The sequence below is a fragment of the Agrobacterium sp. 22-210-1 genome, assembly GCF_053522525.1.
On sequence record NZ_JBNWCI010000005.1, the window covers coordinates 104,818 to 121,927 of the forward strand.

The 17,110-nt window shown below is 59.6% G+C and carries 11 protein-coding genes; 8 read left to right on the forward strand and 3 right to left on the reverse strand.

Translation table 11 applies throughout. The features are described from left to right. Positions 1 to 402: 402 nt before the first annotated feature. The 8 genes from ACQZ5F_RS24380 to ACQZ5F_RS24415 all read left to right on the forward strand — a co-directional run bounded on the left by ACQZ5F_RS24380 (position 403) and on the right by ACQZ5F_RS24415 (position 13,290). Complete coding sequence (locus ACQZ5F_RS24380) at positions 403 to 2,865, forward strand: glycogen/starch/alpha-glucan phosphorylase (RefSeq protein WP_080842888.1); 2,463 nt, start codon at positions 403 to 405, stop codon at positions 2,863 to 2,865. Beyond that, positions 2,865 to 5,072: a 1,4-alpha-glucan branching protein GlgB gene (glgB, locus tag ACQZ5F_RS24385; RefSeq protein WP_052819952.1), complete on the forward strand. Its 2,208-nt coding sequence runs from the start codon at positions 2,865 to 2,867 to the stop codon at positions 5,070 to 5,072. The genes ACQZ5F_RS24380 and glgB overlap by 1 nt, the downstream gene beginning before the upstream one ends. A gap of 21 nt (positions 5,073 to 5,093) precedes the next feature. Next, positions 5,094 to 6,356 (forward strand): glucose-1-phosphate adenylyltransferase, encoded by a 1,263-nt coding sequence (gene glgC, locus ACQZ5F_RS24390; RefSeq protein ID WP_046801691.1) that lies wholly within the window; start codon positions 5,094 to 5,096, stop codon positions 6,354 to 6,356. Between the two features lie 5 nt (positions 6,357 to 6,361). Next, on the forward strand, positions 6,362 to 7,804 hold the full coding sequence (gene glgA, locus ACQZ5F_RS24395; protein ID WP_046801690.1) for a glycogen synthase GlgA: 1,443 nt from the start codon (positions 6,362 to 6,364) through the stop codon (positions 7,802 to 7,804). A 4-nt stretch (positions 7,805 to 7,808) separates the two neighbouring features. Further along, positions 7,809 to 9,437, forward strand: coding sequence for an alpha-D-glucose phosphate-specific phosphoglucomutase (locus ACQZ5F_RS24400; RefSeq protein WP_225244722.1), 1,629 nt, complete (start codon positions 7,809 to 7,811; stop codon positions 9,435 to 9,437). Positions 9,438 to 9,715: 278 nt separating this feature from the next. Next, complete coding sequence (glgX, locus tag ACQZ5F_RS24405; RefSeq protein ID WP_225338041.1) at positions 9,716 to 11,671, forward strand: glycogen debranching protein GlgX; 1,956 nt, start codon at positions 9,716 to 9,718, stop codon at positions 11,669 to 11,671. A gap of 53 nt (positions 11,672 to 11,724) precedes the next feature. Further along, the gene (locus ACQZ5F_RS24410; protein ID WP_448731126.1) at positions 11,725 to 12,213 is read left to right on the forward strand and encodes a MaoC family dehydratase; all 489 of its coding nucleotides are present in this window, start codon (positions 11,725 to 11,727) and stop codon (positions 12,211 to 12,213) included. Positions 12,214 to 12,237: 24 nt separating this feature from the next. Then, positions 12,238 to 13,290 carry a DUF2332 domain-containing protein gene (locus ACQZ5F_RS24415; RefSeq protein WP_225338039.1) on the forward strand — a complete coding sequence of 351 codons (1,053 nt, stop codon included), beginning with the start codon at positions 12,238 to 12,240 and terminating at the stop codon, positions 13,288 to 13,290. On the opposite strand, the gene ACQZ5F_RS24420 is transcribed toward ACQZ5F_RS24415, so the two are convergent. From ACQZ5F_RS24420 to ACQZ5F_RS24430, 3 genes are read right to left on the reverse strand one after another with little or no spacing between them, the layout of a single operon-like run. Continuing rightward, a complete protein-coding gene (locus tag ACQZ5F_RS24420) occupies positions 13,287 to 13,841 on the reverse strand; it encodes a sarcosine oxidase subunit gamma (RefSeq protein ID WP_052819948.1) in 555 nt (184 codons plus the stop codon). The two genes, ACQZ5F_RS24415 and ACQZ5F_RS24420, sit on opposite strands and share 4 nt — an antisense overlap. Further along, positions 13,834 to 16,794 (reverse strand): sarcosine oxidase subunit alpha, encoded by a 2,961-nt coding sequence (locus tag ACQZ5F_RS24425; RefSeq protein ID WP_225338038.1) that lies wholly within the window; start codon positions 16,792 to 16,794, stop codon positions 13,834 to 13,836. The genes ACQZ5F_RS24420 and ACQZ5F_RS24425 overlap by 8 nt, the downstream gene beginning before the upstream one ends. Beyond that, positions 16,791 to 17,105: a sarcosine oxidase subunit delta gene (locus ACQZ5F_RS24430; protein WP_046801682.1), complete on the reverse strand. Its 315-nt coding sequence runs from the start codon at positions 17,103 to 17,105 to the stop codon at positions 16,791 to 16,793. The genes ACQZ5F_RS24425 and ACQZ5F_RS24430 overlap by 4 nt, the downstream gene beginning before the upstream one ends. Between the last annotated feature and the right edge of the window lie 5 nt (positions 17,106 to 17,110).

Consider the following 17,110-nt stretch of genomic DNA (forward strand, 5'->3'; position numbering starts at 1 on the left):
CGCCACCCAGAGCGAGCGCCGTCACGACGCCGTCTCGTTTATTTTCATTGAATTTTCCGGGCCGCGAAGGCTAGTGTGTGATCCGATAGACCGAAACAGATTTCAGGGCCGGTGAACCACTTCAGAAAATATTGCAGCCTCTCTCCCTTTTTTGAACGATGCCCGGCATCGCAACGACCACGCAAACCCGTTCAAGAACGGCGCATAAAGAGCGCGCAATGCCTTTGGCGATCCTCGGAATGCTGAAGGAAAAGTCTTATTTTTCATAATATTAAGCCCTCCAACTTTCCGCGAAAATTGCTGTTGCCACGCCTCCATATCGATGCATAAACTGGCGTCAGTAAAGGCAAACCGGATCGACCTCATCAGACCCTCTCCTCCCACCAAGGTGCTGACCGACCAATGATCAATAATCTCAACGCCGCCGATCTTCCCCGCCCCGCCCCGCGCAGTTCCAATCCGGAAATCATGGCGGCGGAAATCATCGAGCGACTGACTTACCGTATCGGCAAGGACGTCAAGGTAGCCAAGCCGCATGACTGGCTGACCGCAACCATTCTCGTCGTTCGCGACCGCATCATCGACAAGTGGATGGAATCCACCCGCAAGGCCTATGCCAACAATTCCAAGCGCGTTTATTATCTGTCGCTGGAATTCCTGATCGGCCGCCTGATGCGCGACGCCATTTCCAATATCGGCCTCATGCACGAAATCCGCGATGCGCTGTCCTCGCTCGGTGTCGACCTCGACGTCATTGCCGGGCTGGAGCCGGATGCCGCACTCGGCAATGGCGGCCTTGGTCGTCTCGCCGCCTGCTTCATGGAATCCATGGCGACTGTCGATATTCCCGCCTATGGCTACGGCATTCGTTACGTGCACGGCCTCTTTCGCCAGCAGATGGCGGATGGCTGGCAGGTGGAACTGCCGGAGACCTGGCTGGCGCACGGCAACCCCTGGGAATTCGAACGCCGCGAAAGCTCCTATGAGGTCGGCTTCGGCGGATCGGTGGAAACCATCGGCGGCTATGAAGACCCGCAGCGTTTCGTCTGGAAGCCGGCCGAACGCGTTATCGCCATGGCTTATGACACGCCGGTCGTCGGCTGGCGCGGCACCCGCGTCAACACGCTGCGCCTGTGGTCGGCACAGCCGATCGATCCCATTCTGCTCGCCGCTTTCAATGCTGGCGACCATATCGGCGCATTGCGCGAGAGCAACAAGGCGGAAAGCCTGACACGCGTTCTCTACCCTGCGGATGCAACGCCGGCGGGCCAGGAACTGCGCCTGCGGCAGGAGTTCTTCTTCTCCTCCGCCTCGTTGCAGGACATTCTGCGCCGTCATCTGCAGCAATATCCTGATTTCACTTCGCTGCCGGACAAGGTTTCGATCCAGCTCAACGATACGCATCCGGCCATTTCCATCTGCGAAATGATGCGCCTGCTCTGCGATGTGCATGGCCTTGAATTCGACGAGGCCTGGAAGATCACACAGGGGACTTTCTCCTACACCAACCACACGCTTTTGCCGGAAGCACTGGAAAGCTGGCCGGTGCCGCTGCTCGAGCGTCTTCTGCCAAGACATATGCAGATCGTCTATGCGATCAACGCCAATACGCTGGTCTATGCCCGCAAGGAAAAGAAGATGGCGGATCAGCAGATCCGTTCGATCTCTCTCATTGATGAAGGCGGCGAACGCCGCGTGCGCATGGGCAACCTCGCCTTCATCGGCTCGCATTCGATCAACGGCGTTTCCGCCCTTCATACCGAACTGATGAAGGAAACGGTGTTTGCCGACCTGCACGGCCTTTACCCTGAGCGTATCAACAACAAGACCAACGGCATCACGCCACGCCGCTGGCTGATGCAATGCAATCCGGGCTTGACGGGGCTGGTGCGCGAAGCGATCGGCGACGACTTCCTCGACGATGCGGAAAAACTCACCGCGCTCGACCGCTTTGCCGACGATGCCGGTTTCCGCGAAAAATTCGCCGAAGTGAAGCGTCTGAACAAGGTGCGGCTTGCCAATACGGTGGCGCAGCGCATGGGCATCCGCGTCGATCCTTCGGCCATGTTCGACATTCAGATCAAGCGCATCCACGAATATAAGCGTCAGCTTCTGAACCTTATCGAAACGGTGGCGCTTTACGACCAGATCCGTTCCCATCCGGAACTGGAATGGGTACCGCGCGTTAAGTTCTTCGCAGGCAAGGCGGCGCCGAGTTATCACAACGCGAAGCTGATCATCAAGCTTGCCAATGATATTGCCAGGGTCATCAACAACGATCCGGCCGTGCGCGGGCTTCTGAAAGTGGTATTTATTCCGAACTATAACGTCTCGCTTGCGGAAATCATGGTTCCCGCCGCCGATCTCTCGGAACAGATCTCGACCGCCGGCATGGAAGCGTCGGGCACGGGCAACATGAAATTCGCGCTGAACGGCGCACTCACCATCGGCACGCTCGATGGCGCAAATGTCGAAATGCTCGAACATGTCGGCAGTGACAACATCGTCATCTTCGGCATGACGGCGGAAGAAGTCGCAAACGCGCGTGCCGAAGGTCACAATCCCCGTGCGATCATCGAACAATCCACGGAATTGTCGCAGGCGCTATCGTCCATTGCGTCAGGCGTGTTCTCGCCCGATGACCGCTCGCGTTTTGCCGGTCTCATCGACGGTATATACAACAGCGACTGGTTCATGGTCGCCGCCGATTTCGACGCCTATGCCGACGCGCAGCGCAAGGTGGATGCGATCTGGAGCGATCAGGATAGCTGGAACACCAAGACAGTGCGCAACACGGCGCGTATGGGCTGGTTCTCGTCCGACAGGACGATCCGGCAATATGCCACCGAGATCTGGAGAGCCTGATGAAAAAACCGCTCAATTCGGCCGAAGAGAAAAAGACTGGCGAAATCACGAAGGCTGAAATCGAGGCGATCAAGAGCGGTTTGCACTCCAACCCCTTTGCCCTTCTCGGCGTTCATGAAACGCCGGAAGGGTTTTCCGCCCGCTGTTTCATTCCGGGCGCCGAGGAAGTGTCCGTCCTCACGCTGGACGGGAACTTCATCGGCGAACTAAAGCGGCTCGATCCGGAAGGCTTTTTCGAAGGTCCGGTCGAGCTTGCATCGCGCCAGCCGGTGCGCTACCGCGCCGGCCGCGACGATGCCGAATGGGCGGTGACCGACCCTTACAGCTTCGGCCCGGTTCTTGGACCGATGGACGATTATTTCGTCCGCGAGGGGTCGCATCTGCGGCTCTTCGACAGGATGGGCGCACATCCTCTGAAGCTTGAGGGCGTCGAGGGTTTCCACTTTGCCGTCTGGGCACCCAATGCACGGCGCGTTTCTGTGGTCGGCGATTTCAACAATTGGGATGGACGCCGGCATGTCATGCGTTTCCGCAAGGATACCGGCATCTGGGAAATCTTCGCGCCTGACGTCTATGCAGGTTGCGCTTATAAATTCGAAATTCTCGGTGCCAATGGCGAGCTTCTGCCGCTGAAGGCCGACCCTTATGCCCGGCGCGGCGAGTTGCGGCCGAAAAACGCCTCCGTCACCGCGCCGGAACTGGCTCAGAAATGGGAAGACCAGGCTCACCGCGAACATTGGGCGCAGGTGGACCAGCGCCGCCAGCCGATCAGCATTTACGAGGTGCACGCCGGCTCCTGGCAGCGCCGCGAGGACGGCACGTTCCTCAGCTGGGATGAACTGGCCGCCCAGCTTATTCCTTACTGCACGGATATGGGCTTCACCCATATCGAGTTCCTGCCGATTACCGAACATCCCTATGACCCTTCCTGGGGTTACCAGACGACCGGTCTTTATGCCCCGACCGCCCGCTTCGGCGATCCGGAAGGCTTTGCGCGTTTCGTCAACGGCGCTCACAAGGTCGGCATCGGGGTGATCCTCGACTGGGTTCCGGCGCATTTTCCAACCGACGAGCACGGCCTGCGCTGGTTCGACGGCACCGCGCTTTACGAACATGCCGATCCACGTCAGGGTTTTCATCCCGACTGGAACACGGCCATCTATAATTTCGGCCGTGTTGAGGTTATGTCCTACCTCATCAACAATGCGCTTTACTGGGCCGAGAAATTCCATCTCGACGGCCTGCGCGTCGATGCGGTCGCCTCGATGCTTTATCTCGATTATTCCCGCAAGGAAGGCGAGTGGATCCCCAACGAATATGGCGGACGCGAAAATCTCGAATCCGTCCGCTTCCTGCAGAAGATGAATTCTCTCGTTTATGGCACCCATCCCGGCGTCATGACCATTGCGGAGGAATCCACCTCCTGGCCGAAAGTTTCCCAGCCCGTTCATGAAGGCGGTCTCGGTTTCGGCTTCAAATGGAACATGGGCTTCATGCACGACACGCTGAGCTATTTCTCGCGTGAGCCGGTGCATCGCAAGTTCCACCATCAGGAACTGACCTTCGGTCTGCTTTACGCCTTCACTGAGAATTTCGTGTTGCCGCTTTCTCATGACGAAGTGGTGCACGGCAAGGGATCGCTGATCGCCAAGATGTCCGGCGACGACTGGCAGAAATTCGCCAACTTGCGATCCTACTACGGTTTCATGTGGGGTTATCCCGGCAAGAAGCTTCTGTTCATGGGCCAGGAGTTCGCCCAATGGAGCGAGTGGAGCGAAAAGGGCGCTCTCGACTGGAACCTGCGCCAATATCCGATGCATGAGGGCATGCGCCGCCTCGTGCGCGATCTTAACCTCACCTATCGTTCAAAACCCGCTTTGCACGCCCGCGACTGCGAGCCGGAAGGTTTCCGCTGGCTGGTGGTCGAGGACCACGACAATTCCGTCTTTGCCTGGTTGCGCATGGCGCCTGGTGAAAAACCGGTGGCAGTCATCTGCAATCTCACCCCGGTCTACCGGGAAAGTTATTATGTGCCGCTGCCCCAGGCGGGGCGGTGGCGGGAGATTCTCAACACCGACGCCGAAATCTATGGCGGCAGCGGCAAGGGAAATGGCGGACGCGTTCAGGCGGTCGATGCCGGCGGAGAAATCGGGGCGATGCTCGTCCTGCCGCCGCTCGCGACGATCATGCTTGAGCCGGAAAACTGACAGACAGAGAGGGAGGACACCATGTCGGAAAAAAGAGTTCAGCCACTGGCGCGTGATGCAATGGCCTATGTCCTCGCAGGCGGCAGAGGAAGCCGCCTGAAGGAGCTGACGGACCGCCGGGCAAAACCCGCCGTTTATTTCGGCGGCAAGGCGCGCATCATCGATTTTGCGCTCTCCAACGCGCTCAATTCCGGCATTCGCCGCATCGGCGTCGCCACGCAATACAAGGCGCATTCGCTCATCCGCCACTTGCAGCGCGGCTGGGACTTTTTCCGCCCCGAACGTAATGAAAGCTTCGACATTCTGCCGGCCTCGCAACGCGTGTCCGAAACGCAATGGTATGAAGGCACCGCCGACGCCGTTTACCAGAACATCGACATCATCGAGCCCTATGCGCCGGAATATATGGTCATTCTCGCCGGCGATCATATTTACAAGATGGATTACGAATACATGCTGCAACAGCATGTCGATTCCGGTGCGGATGTGACGATCGGCTGCCTTGAAGTACCGCGCATGGAAGCGACCGGCTTCGGTGTGATGCATGTGAACGAAAAAGACGAGATCATCGACTTCATCGAAAAACCGGCCGATCCGCCCGGCATTCCCGGTAATGAGGGCTTCGCGCTCGCCTCCATGGGCATTTATGTCTTCCACACCAAATTCCTGATGGAAGCGCTGCGCCGCGATGCCGCCGACCCGACCTCCAGCCGCGATTTCGGCAAGGACATCATTCCCTATATCGTCAAGCACGGCAAAGCCGTCGCCCATCGCTTCGCGGATTCCTGCGTGCGCTCGGATTTCGAACACGGCCCGTACTGGCGCGATGTCGGCACCATCGATGCCTATTGGCAGGCCAATATCGACCTGACGGATGTGGTGCCCGACCTCGATATCTACGACAAATCCTGGCCGATCTGGACTTACGCGGAAATCACCCCGCCGGCGAAATTCGTGCATGATGATGAGGATCGTCGCGGTTCGGCCGTGTCGTCGGTCGTCTCGGGCGATTGCATTATTTCCGGTGCGGCCCTCACGCGCAGCCTTCTGTTCACAGGCGTGCGCGCCAATTCATACTCCCGCCTTGAGAATGCCGTAGTACTGCCGAGTGTGAAGATCGGGCGTCATGCCCAGCTCAGCAATGTCGTCATCGACCATGGCGTGGTCATTCCGGAAGGACTGATTGTAGGAGAAGACCCAGAACTGGATGCCAAACGTTTCCGCCGCACTGAAAATGGCATTTGCCTTATCACCCAATCGATGATCGACAAGCTGGACCTGTAGAGCCCATGAATGTCCTTTCGGTTTCATCCGAAATCTATCCCCTGATCAAGACCGGAGGGCTCGCCGACGTTGTCGGCGCGCTGCCCATCGCGCTCGAAGCCCATGGCGTCAGAACGCGAACATTGATACCCGGCTATCCGGCGGTGAAAGCCGCCGTGACGGACCCCGTCAAATGTTTCGAATTTTCCGATCTGCTCGGTGAAAAAGCCGAGGTGCTCGAGGTGCGGCACGAGGGGTTGGATCTCCTCATTCTCGATGCACCCGCTTATTACGAACGGTCCGGCGGCCCTTATCTCAATCAGGCCGGCAAGGATTATCCTGATAATTGGAAACGTTTTGCGGCGTTGTCGCTGGCGGCGGCCCGTATTGCCGCCGGTGTGCTTCCCGGCTGGCGGCCGGATATGGTGCACGCCCATGACTGGCAGGCCGCCATGACGCCGGTCTATATGCGTTATGCCGAAACGCCTGAGATTCCGAGCCTTCTCACCATCCACAACATCGCCTTCCAGGGCCAGTTCGGCGCCAACATCTTCAGCCGCCTGGCACTACCTGCCCATGCCTTCGGCATGGAGGGCATCGAATATTATAATGATGTCAGTTTCCTCAAGGGCGGCCTGCAGACGGCGACGGCGCTCAGCACCGTCAGCCCGTCTTACGCCGAGGAAATCCTGACCCCGCAATTCGGCATGGGGCTGGAGGGAGTGATCAGCAGCCGCGCCCATGTGCTGCACGGCATCGTCAACGGCATCGACGCCGATGTCTGGAACCCGGCCACCGACCATCTGATCCACGACAATTATTCCGCCGCCAATCTCAAGAACCGCGCGCTGAACAAGAAGGCGGTCGCTGAGCATTTCCGCATCGATGATGACGACAGCCCGCTTTTCTGCATCATTTCCCGCCTCACCTGGCAGAAAGGCATCGACCTCATGGCGGAAGCCGTGGACGAGATCGTTGCCCTCGGCGGTCGTCTCGTCGTGCTCGGCGCGGGCGAAGTGGCGCTGGAAGGCGCGCTCCTGGCGGCCGCATCCCGCCACCACGGCCGTGTCGGCGTTGCCATCGGTTACAACGAACCCCTGTCGCATCTGATGCAGGCGGGCTGCGATGCGATCATCATTCCCTCGCGCTTCGAACCCTGCGGCCTCACGCAGCTTTACGCACTGCGTTACGGCTGTATTCCGGTGGTTGCCCGCACCGGCGGCCTTGCCGACACCGTGATCGACGCCAATCACGCCGCCCTTGCCAGCAAGGCAGCGACCGGCGTGCAATTTTCCCCCGTCACGCTCGATGGTCTCAAACAGGCGATCCGCCGGACCGTGCGTTATTACCACGACCCGAAACTATGGACACAAATGCAGAAACTCGGAATGAAATCCGATGTTTCCTGGGAAAAAAGCGCCGGTCTTTACGCCGCGCTTTACAGCCAGCTTATTTCGAAAGGCCATTAAAACAATGATCAAGACTATCAAGACCAAGCCCTATCAGGACCAGAAGCCGGGCACTTCCGGCCTGCGCAAGAAGGTGCCAGTCTTCGCCCAGGAAAATTACGCCGAGAATTTCATCCAGTCGATCTTCGACGCACTGGAAGGTTTTCAGGGCCAGACGCTGGTGATCGGCGGCGACGGCCGTTATTACAACCGGGAAGTTATCCAGAAGGCGATCAAGATGGCCGCCGCTGCCGGTTTCGGCAAGGTTCTGGTCGGCCAGGGCGGCATTCTTTCCACGCCGGCCGCCTCCAACATTATCCGCAAATACAAGGCCTTTGGCGGCATCGTTCTTTCCGCCAGCCACAATCCCGGCGGCCCGAACGAAGATTTCGGCATCAAATACAATATCGGCAATGGCGGCCCGGCACCGGAAAAGATCACCGACGCGATCTATGCCCGTTCCAAGGTCATCGACAGCTACAAGATTTCCGATGCCGCCGATATCGATCTCGACAAGGTGGGCAGCTTCAAAGTCGATGAGCTGACGGTGGAGGTGATCGATCCGGTCACCGATTACGCCGCCCTGATGGAAGAGCTCTTCGATTTCGATGCGATCCGTGCGCTGATTGCCGGCGGCTTCAAGGTCGTGGTCGATTCCATGAGCGCCGTTACCGGCCCTTATGCCGTGGACATCATCGAAAAGCGCCTCGGCGCGCCAAAAGGCTCTGTCCGCAACGCAACGCCGCTGCCGGATTTCGGCGGACACCATCCAGACCCCAACCTTGTCCATGCCAAGGAGCTTTATGACGATGTCATGAGCCCGCAGGGACCGGATTTCGGTGCGGCTTCCGATGGCGATGGCGACCGCAACATGGTTGTCGGCAAGGGCATGTTCGTCACCCCCTCCGACAGCCTCGCCATCATCGCGGCCAATGCCAAACTGGCGCCCGGTTATGCCGCCGGCATTTCCGGCATTGCCCGTTCCATGCCGACCAGTGCCGCAGCGGACCGTGTCGCCGAAAAGCTCGGGCTTGGCATGTATGAGACGCCGACCGGCTGGAAATTCTTCGGCAACCTCATGGACGCCGGCAAGGTAACGATCTGTGGCGAGGAAAGTTTTGGCACCGGCTCCAACCATGTGCGTGAAAAGGATGGCCTCTGGGCCGTGCTGTTCTGGCTGAACATCGTCGCCGCCCGCAAGGAAAGCGTAAAAGACATCGTCACCAGGCACTGGGCCGAATATGGCCGCAACTATTATTCCCGCCATGACTATGAAGAAGTTGATTCAGACGCCGCCAACACGCTGGTCGCCACGCTGCGCGAAAAACTCGCCACACTTCCCGGCACCAGCTACGGCAATCTGAAGGTCGCGGCTGCGGATGATTTTGCCTATCACGATCCGGTCGATCAGTCCGTGAGCAAAAATCAGGGCATCCGCATCCTGTTCGAGGGCGGTTCGCGCATCGTGCTGCGCCTTTCCGGCACCGGCACGGCAGGCGCGACGCTCAGACTTTACGTGGAGCGTTACGAGGCGGATGCGGCCCGTCACGGCATCGAAACCCAGGAGGCGCTCGCCGACCTGATTGCCGTTGCCGATACGATCGCCGGTATCAAGGCCCATACCGGCCGCAACGAACCGAGCGTTATTACGTGAAATTGCCGCGGCGCGCGTCTCTTCCGGGAGAGCGCGCCGCGCAATAGGCATCTGGCAAGGCAGCTTATCGGGGTGACACACCCTTCGCCACATTCGGCGTCATCCTCGGGTTTGACCCGAGGATCCATGGTGGGGCGGGGTTGTGGATCCTCGGGTCAAGCCCGAGGATGACGGAAGAGAGGTTTCAGCCCTTTTGGAGTTTGGGGGTGAGAGCATAAGCCTCCTCCAATCCAGCCGATGCCTTTGAGAAAAAACATCATCCCCATCGGAGGCGATCCATGCAGAACCCACCCGTTTTCCCCAAAGGCGCAATCCAGACGGAAAACGGAACGGAATTCACGGTCTATTCCCGGCACGCTTCCCAGATCGATCTTTGCCTTTTCGATGCAGCCGGTGAAAAGGAGACCGCCCGTCTGCCAATGAAGCGCGGAGAGGATGATATTCACCGTTTGACGGTGACGGACACCGGTTCCGGCACGCGATACGGTTACCGCGCCCACGGAATTTACGCCCCCGAACACGGCCTGTGGTTCGATCCATCAAAACTACTGCTCGACCCCTATGCCACGGAGATCGACCGCCCCTTCCGGCACGATCCGGCGCTATACGCTTTTGGCGAAGACACGGGCGGCATCATGCCCAAGGCGATCCTTTCACAATACCAACCGCCCAAACGCCAAGCGCCGCTTTTTGCCGAAGGCGGGCTGATTTACGAACTTGCGGTCAAATCCTTCAGCAAATTGCATCCCGAGGTGCCGGAAAACATAAGGGGCACTGTCGCGGCGCTGGCTCATCCCGCCATCATCGCGCACCTGAAAAAAATCGGCGTGGATGCCGTGGAACTGATGCCGATCACTGCCTGGATCGACGAGCGGCACCTGCCGCCGCTCGGCCTTTCCAATGCCTGGGGCTACAACCCGGTCGGCTTCATGGCGCTCGATCCGCGCCTCTGCCCCGGCGGCGTGCGGGAATTACGCGATACGGTAGCCGCGCTGCATGCGGAAGGTATAGGCGTCATTCTCGATCTGGTCTTCAACCATACGGGTGAGAGCGACATTGAAGGGTCGGTTTTGTCGTTGCGTGGCCTCGACAATCTCACCGCTTTCCGACACCCGCCCGGAGAACCGGGCGTGCTCATTAATGATACCGGCACCGGCAATACGGTCGCGTGCGATCATCCCTATGTGCGCCAGCTCATCATCGATGCGCTCAGGCATTTTGTCGTGAATGCTGGTGTGGACGGCTTCCGTTTCGATCTGGCACCCGTGCTCGGTCGAACGGCCAATGGCTTCGATATGGCCAGCGAAACGCTTGATGCCATGCATTCGGACACAGTGCTTCACGACCGTGTGCTGATCGCCGAACCATGGGATATCGGCCCCGGCGGTTACCAACTCGGCAATTTCCCCGAAAGCTTTCTGGAATGGAACGACCGTGCCCGTGACGATATGCGCCGGTTCTGGCACGGTGATGCGGGAACCACCGGGGCGCTCGCCGATGCACTATCCGGTTCGTCGCCGATCTTTTCACGCCATGGCCGCTCAAGAAGCCGCAGCGTCAATTTCCTTGCCGCCCATGACGGCTTCACGCTGTTCGATCTCGTCAGCCACGAACACAAGCACAATGAAAAAAACGGCGAGAACAATCGCGACGGCCACAATGAAAACCATTCCTGGAACAATGGCGTAGAAGGCCCAAGCGATGATCCTGCCATTGTCGCTGCGCGCCTTGCTGATGTGAAGGCGCTGCTTTCCACGCTTTTCGTCAGCCGCGGCGCGTTGATGCTCACCGCTGGCGATGAGGGCGGCCGCAGCCAGCAGGGCAACAACAACGCCTATTGTCAGGACAATGAGATCAACTGGGTCGACTGGTCATCGCTTTCCCCGGAACTGATCGATCACACTGCGTTTCTTTCCGCACTGCGCAAACGCTTCAGCGTGTTTTCGCAAACCGCATTTTTCTCCGGCAAGGACGATGTGGCGTGGCTTGCTCCGGGCGGCGAACCCATGAGGGTTTCGGACTGGGAAAGACCGGACGGACCGGCCTTCGCCATGGTACTTTCCACCTCCGATCACGAGAGGGGAAACGAGGTCGAACTCGCGGTGCTCATCAACCGCAGCCGCGAGATTGTGCCCTTTACCTTGCCCGGCAATGGCTGGAGAGCTATCGGCACGGATTTCGGTAATCCCGCTTTCCTGCCTGCCCGTTCGGTGGTGTTTTATCTGCGCGGTTGATGCCTGGCACCGGCACCTTTATATGGCGTGCGACGCAACCGGAAAGAGACATTATGGCAAAGGACATAGGGGTGGCGGAGATTAAAAGTCTCGTCGGCACGGAAATGGGCGTTTCCGACTGGATCATCGTGGATCAGACGATGATTGACGCCTTCGCAAAAGCAACTTTGGACGAACAGTTCATCCACACGGACCCGGAGCGCGCCAAAGCGGAAAGCCCCTTCGGCGGTACTATCGCGCATGGGTTCCTGACGCTGTCTTTGCTTTCGGCGCTGTATTACGACGCCGTGCCCCCTATTCGCGAGCAGATCATGGGCCTCAATTACGGCTTCGACGCCGTGCGTTTCGTCGCGCCGGTTAAAAGTGGTGCGCGGGTGCGCGGCCGGTTCATTCTGGCGGAAGCCCGCTTTCGCGGCGCCGCCATGCTGATGACGACCTATGACGTGACAGTGGAGATTGAAAACGAAAGAAAGCCGGCGCTCACCGCCCGCTGGACGACGATCACCCAGTTCAATCCGGAGGACAGGCCGGAAGATATCTGACCCACGGACCAAGGGAGAGACCGCATGCATGATGAAGCCGTAAGAAATGCGTTTCTCGTTCAGGCGAGGGCTTGCGACAGCCTCGGCTCGCCCTTTACCGCAAGGCTTTGCCGTGCAGTCTCGGCGCGGCTGGACCGCCAGACGGAAGTGGGCCAGAAAATCCTGTCCTGGCCGGGCGATGTCGGCCCCTCCGGCGATTCCGTTCCCTTGCGGCTGGCGGGCGCCCTGCATGCGCTTGCCATTGAGGACAAGATCACGCCGCTTGTCGATATCGCACCCGAAAACGACGATACGCTGTGGCAAGCCTGCGAAGATGCATTGCGCTTTCATGCAGCCTTTATCCTCGAGAGGTTGAAATCACCACCGCAGACCAACGAAGTGCGCCGTTCCGCAGTGCTGCTGCCGGGGTTTCTGACCATTGCAGCGCTCGCCGGCAAGCCGCTGGCGCTTTCGGAAGTTGGCGCCAGCGCCGGGCTGAACCTGCAATTTGACCGTTACCAGTATCGACTGGGCGACCTCGCATGGGGTGAGAAGTCGGATGTCTTTCTTTCGCCGGAATGGCGCGGAAACGCATCGCCGCCCGATCGTCGGATTGAGGTCATCGAGCGTGCCGGCTGCGATCTCAACCCGCTCGATCCGTCATCCGCCGAGGATCGCCTGCGCTTGATGTCCTATGTCTGGGCTGACCAGACCGACAGGCTGGAGCGAACGGCAGCGGCTCTACAGATTGCCGTGGAGAACGGCTTACACGTCGAAAAGGCCGATGCAATCGACTGGCTGAAACGACGCCTTGCCGCACCGCATTCGGGCGCCACCCATGTCATCTATCATTCCGTCGCCTGGCAATATCTGCCGGATGCCTTGAAGCAGACCGGAGAAGCCTTGATTGCGGAGGCAGGCGCCCGCGCCACGCCGGAGGCTCCGCTTGCCCGCCTGCAGATGGAAGCGGACCAAACGCCGGGCAGCGCCGCGATTACCCTGCAAATCTGGCCGACTGGCGAGAAACAGGAAATCGGCCGCGCCGATTTTCACGGGCGTTGGGTGGAATGGCGCGGCTGGAAAAACCAGGGGATTTAAACCGCCACGTCCTCAGCCGCCTCCTGCAGCAGCCCGCCGACATAGTCGGCGAAGGAACGCCAGCATTCCACCCGGAACGTATCGTCGGTCACGCGTAGCAGAACCACTTCCGCCTTGCCGAAAACCGTGCGCGAGCAGGCGCCGACCGGGAATCGTGTCAGAGACAGATCCTGCGGGCAACCGGCATTGAGCGCGGCCTCCGCACCCGGGCCGGAGACGATGATGGCCGTATTACGGTGGGAAATGTCGGTTGCCGAAAACAGGCCGGAGACGCCGGAGAGCACTGCCATCAGGTCGCTTTCGCTCTGATCGATCACCAGCCATTCATCCGGGCCGAGCCAGAGAGCAGAGCGCAGACCCGAGGTGACGGCGCTTTTCGGGCTGGTGGGCAAGGAAAGACCAAGCGCTTCCGAAAGGGCCGGCACAGCGCTTTCCCGCGCGCGCAGCGACAGCCGTGATGCGGAAGCGGCAGGTTTCAGCGAGACGAAGGGCGAGCCGCCATGGAAATCCTCAAGCACGGATTTGCGTTTTGCGTGAAGCATATCAGCCATTGAGACGGGCCCCTTCCTTGTCGAGAAAGACCATGTCGGTCACTTCGACGGCAATGGTTTTATCGGCGAGCGGGATATAGAGCGTTTCGCCCAAACGCGCCCTGCCATCCGCCACCAGCGCAAAGGCGATGGAATGGCCGAGATTTGCCGACCAGTAGGCGGATGTCACATGGCCGAGCATGGTCATGGGTTTCGGCTGGTTCGGATCGACAACGATCTGGCCGCCCTCTTCCGGAACGGTCAGCCTGTCCTTCGTCTTCAGACCCACCAGCTGCTTGCGGCCGGAGCGCGTGAGATCAGGGCGCTTAAGACCGCGAATACCGACGAAATCCGTCTTCTTCTTGGAAACCGCCCAGCTGAGCCCCGCATCGTCAGGCGTCACCGTGCCGTCGGTATCCTGCCCGACGATGATATAGCCCTTTTCGGCACGCAGGATATGCATGGTTTCGGTGCCATAAAGGCAACCGCCAACGGCTTCGGCCCTTTCCCGGATGGCAGACCAGACGGCTGCGCCGTAATCGGCCGGAACGTTGATTTCGAAACCAAGCTCGCCGGTGAAAGAGACGCGAAAAAGCCGCGTCGGCACGCCGCAGAACTTGCCCTCGGCCACCGCCATATGCGGGAAGGCTTCCGGGGAAAGGTCGATACCCTCGACGAAGGGAGCGATTACCTCCCGCGCCTTCGGCCCCTGCACGGCAATGACAGCCCATTGTTCGGTGGCCGAGGTCAGCCAGACATTGAGATCGGGGAATTCGGTCTGGAGATAATCCTCCATGTGCTGCAGAACACGCGGCGCGCCGCCCGTGGTCGTCGTCACATGGAAGCGGTCCTCGGCAAGACGCCCGACGACGCCGTCATCGTAAACGAAGCCGTCTTCGCGGGTCATGATGCCATAACGGCAGCGGCCGGGTTTCAGCGTATCCCAGGCATTGGTGTAGATGAGGTTGAGGAACTTCGCCGCGTCAGGGCCGACCACCTCGATCTTGCCGAGCGTCGAGGCATCGAAGACGCCAACGCTGTCTCTCACCATCTTGCACTCGCGGTTGATTGCTTCGTGCATGTCCTCGCCCGCACGCGGGAAGAACCACGCGCGCTTCCAGTTTCCGACATCCTCGAACACCGCACCTGCCGCCGCCTCTTCGTCGTGCATCGGCGTCTTGCGGGCCGGATCGAACAATGCGCCGCGCGAATGATTGATGAGCGTACCGAAGGTGACCGGCGTATAGGGCTGACGGAAAGTGGTGAGGCCGACCTTAGGCAAATCCCGACCCAGCGCTTCGGATGCAATGGCGAGCCCGTGCATATTGGACATCTTGCCCTGATCCGACGCCATGCCATTGGTGGTGAAGCGTTTGATGTGCTCGACGGAGTGCATGCCCTCACGCACGGCAAGGCGGATATCCTTGGCGCAGACATCATGCTGGAAATCGATGAAGGCCTTGACGCCGGTGCCCTCACCCGCACCTTCGGCAGCGCCGATCATACCGCCGGTCCAGCCACGGGCATTCTCGCCGGAAAACTCCACAGCGGAACCGCCAGCAGCCGCCGCTTCGGCAATCACCGCCGCAAGATCGTCCGTGCCGTTGCAGGTGCCGACGGAAACACAGTCCTGCACATGGATATCGGGCAGGAAGCGCTGGTTAGCCGCGTCAAACTTCAGCTTGCCGCGTGATTGCGAAAACAGATGTACCGACGGCGTCCAGCCGGCGGAAACGACGAGCGCATCAATGGCGATCTTGCGTTTGTTGGAGCCACCATTGCGGCCAACGGTCATGGACGACACGCGCAGACGCCCGGCCGTATTGTAAACGCTGTGGCCCGCCAACACTTCGATGTTCAGCGCCCGCGCCTCATCCAGCAACCGCCGATCCGGGTTCTCGCGGCAATCGACGATGGCGGCGATCTTCACGCCGGCCTTCTTCAGGTCGAAAGCCGTTTCATAGGCTGAATCATGGGCGGTGTAGACACCGACATTGTGGCCGACAGCCACCCCGTAGTGATTGAGATATGTGCGTGCCGCCGATGCCAGCATGATGCCCGGACGGTCATTATTGGCAAAGACCATGTGGCGCTCGATCGCGCCCGCCGCCAGAACGACTTTTTTGGCGCGCACCTGCCACAGCCGCTCGCGTGGCTGGTGTCTGGCGGGCGTGGCGAGGTGATCGGTCACGCGCTCTGCCAGCGCCACGAAATTGTGGTTGTAATAACCGAAGGCTGTCGTGCGGGTCAGAACCCGGACGTTAGGCAGGGACTTCAGTTCGGCGAGAACCTTCTGCGCCCACTCATAACCGGGCAGGCCATCGATAACCGCTCCCGTGTCGAAGCGCAGCGCGCCGCCGATTTCGGCATTCTCATCCACCAGAATGACGCTGGCGCCAGTATTCGCCGCAGCCAGCGCTGCCGTCAGACCGGCAACGCCACCACCGGCCACCAGCAGGTCACAATGGGCATAACGGCCGGAATAATGATCCGCATCGGGTTCGCTCGGCGCCTTGCCGAGACCGGCAGCGCGGCGGATGATCGGTTCATAGATCTTGTGCCAGGCGGCCTTCGGCCACATGAAAGTCTTGTAGTAGAAGCCAGCCGCAAACATCGGCGAAAGGAAGTCATTGATCGCGCTGATATCGAAGGACAGCGACGGAAAGCGGTTCTGCGAGGCAATGATTGCACCGTCGAACACATCCTGCACCGTTGCGCGCACATTCGGCTGCTTGCGCATGCTATCGCGTGAGACGTCGATCAGCGCATTCGGCTCTTCCGGCCCTGCAGACAGGAAACCGCGTGGCCGGTGATATTTAAACGAGCGGCCGATCAAATGCACGCCGTTAGCGAGAAGCGCTGAGGCAACCGTGTCGCCTTCCAGCGCGGAATAAATCTTGCCGTCGAAGGTAAAACGCGCCGTTCTGGCCGGCGTCAGGCGGCCAGCGCCCTTTATACGGTAATCGCCGCTCATTGACCGGCTCCCTTTTCTCCAGACAGGACAGTCTCGACATCCGGCTTCGGCTCGCCGGCCCTGTAGGTCATCAGGAATTTATCGCTGACGGAGTGGCGGGCGGCGTTAAAGAACCGGCCGCAACCATGGATATGCCGCCAGCGCTCGAAAACGAGGCCCTTGTCATTGTCGCGAATGAAGAAATACTCCGCGAAAGCTTCGTCCGAGATATCGGCGATGTTTTCCGGCCGAGCGATATGGGCTTCGCCCGCCCAGCGGAATTCCAGTTCGGAACGGTCTTCCCCGCAATAGGGGCAATGGATCAGAAGCATCGTCG

What these genes read in the sequence shown, in the direction of transcription:
- ACQZ5F_RS24380 (WP_080842888.1), top strand. Translation starts at nt 403, where the DNA reads ATGATCAATAATCTCAACGCCGCCGATCTTCCCCGCCCCGCCCCGCGC.
- glgB (WP_052819952.1), top strand. Translation starts at nt 2,865, where the DNA reads ATGAAAAAACCGCTCAATTCGGCCGAAGAGAAAAAGACTGGCGAAATC.
- glgC (WP_046801691.1), top strand. Translation starts at nt 5,094, where the DNA reads ATGTCGGAAAAAAGAGTTCAGCCACTGGCGCGTGATGCAATGGCCTAT.
- glgA (WP_046801690.1), top strand. Translation starts at nt 6,362, where the DNA reads ATGAATGTCCTTTCGGTTTCATCCGAAATCTATCCCCTGATCAAGACC.
- ACQZ5F_RS24400 (WP_225244722.1), top strand. Translation starts at nt 7,809, where the DNA reads ATGATCAAGACTATCAAGACCAAGCCCTATCAGGACCAGAAGCCGGGC.
- glgX (WP_225338041.1), top strand. Translation starts at nt 9,716, where the DNA reads ATGCAGAACCCACCCGTTTTCCCCAAAGGCGCAATCCAGACGGAAAAC.
- ACQZ5F_RS24410 (WP_448731126.1), top strand. Translation starts at nt 11,725, where the DNA reads ATGGCAAAGGACATAGGGGTGGCGGAGATTAAAAGTCTCGTCGGCACG.
- ACQZ5F_RS24415 (WP_225338039.1), top strand. Translation starts at nt 12,238, where the DNA reads ATGCATGATGAAGCCGTAAGAAATGCGTTTCTCGTTCAGGCGAGGGCT.
- ACQZ5F_RS24420 (WP_052819948.1), bottom strand. Translation starts at nt 13,841, where the DNA reads ATGGCTGATATGCTTCACGCAAAACGCAAATCCGTGCTTGAGGATTTC.
- ACQZ5F_RS24425 (WP_225338038.1), bottom strand. Translation starts at nt 16,794, where the DNA reads ATGAGCGGCGATTACCGTATAAAGGGCGCTGGCCGCCTGACGCCGGCC.
- ACQZ5F_RS24430 (WP_046801682.1), bottom strand. Translation starts at nt 17,105, where the DNA reads ATGCTTCTGATCCATTGCCCCTATTGCGGGGAAGACCGTTCCGAACTG.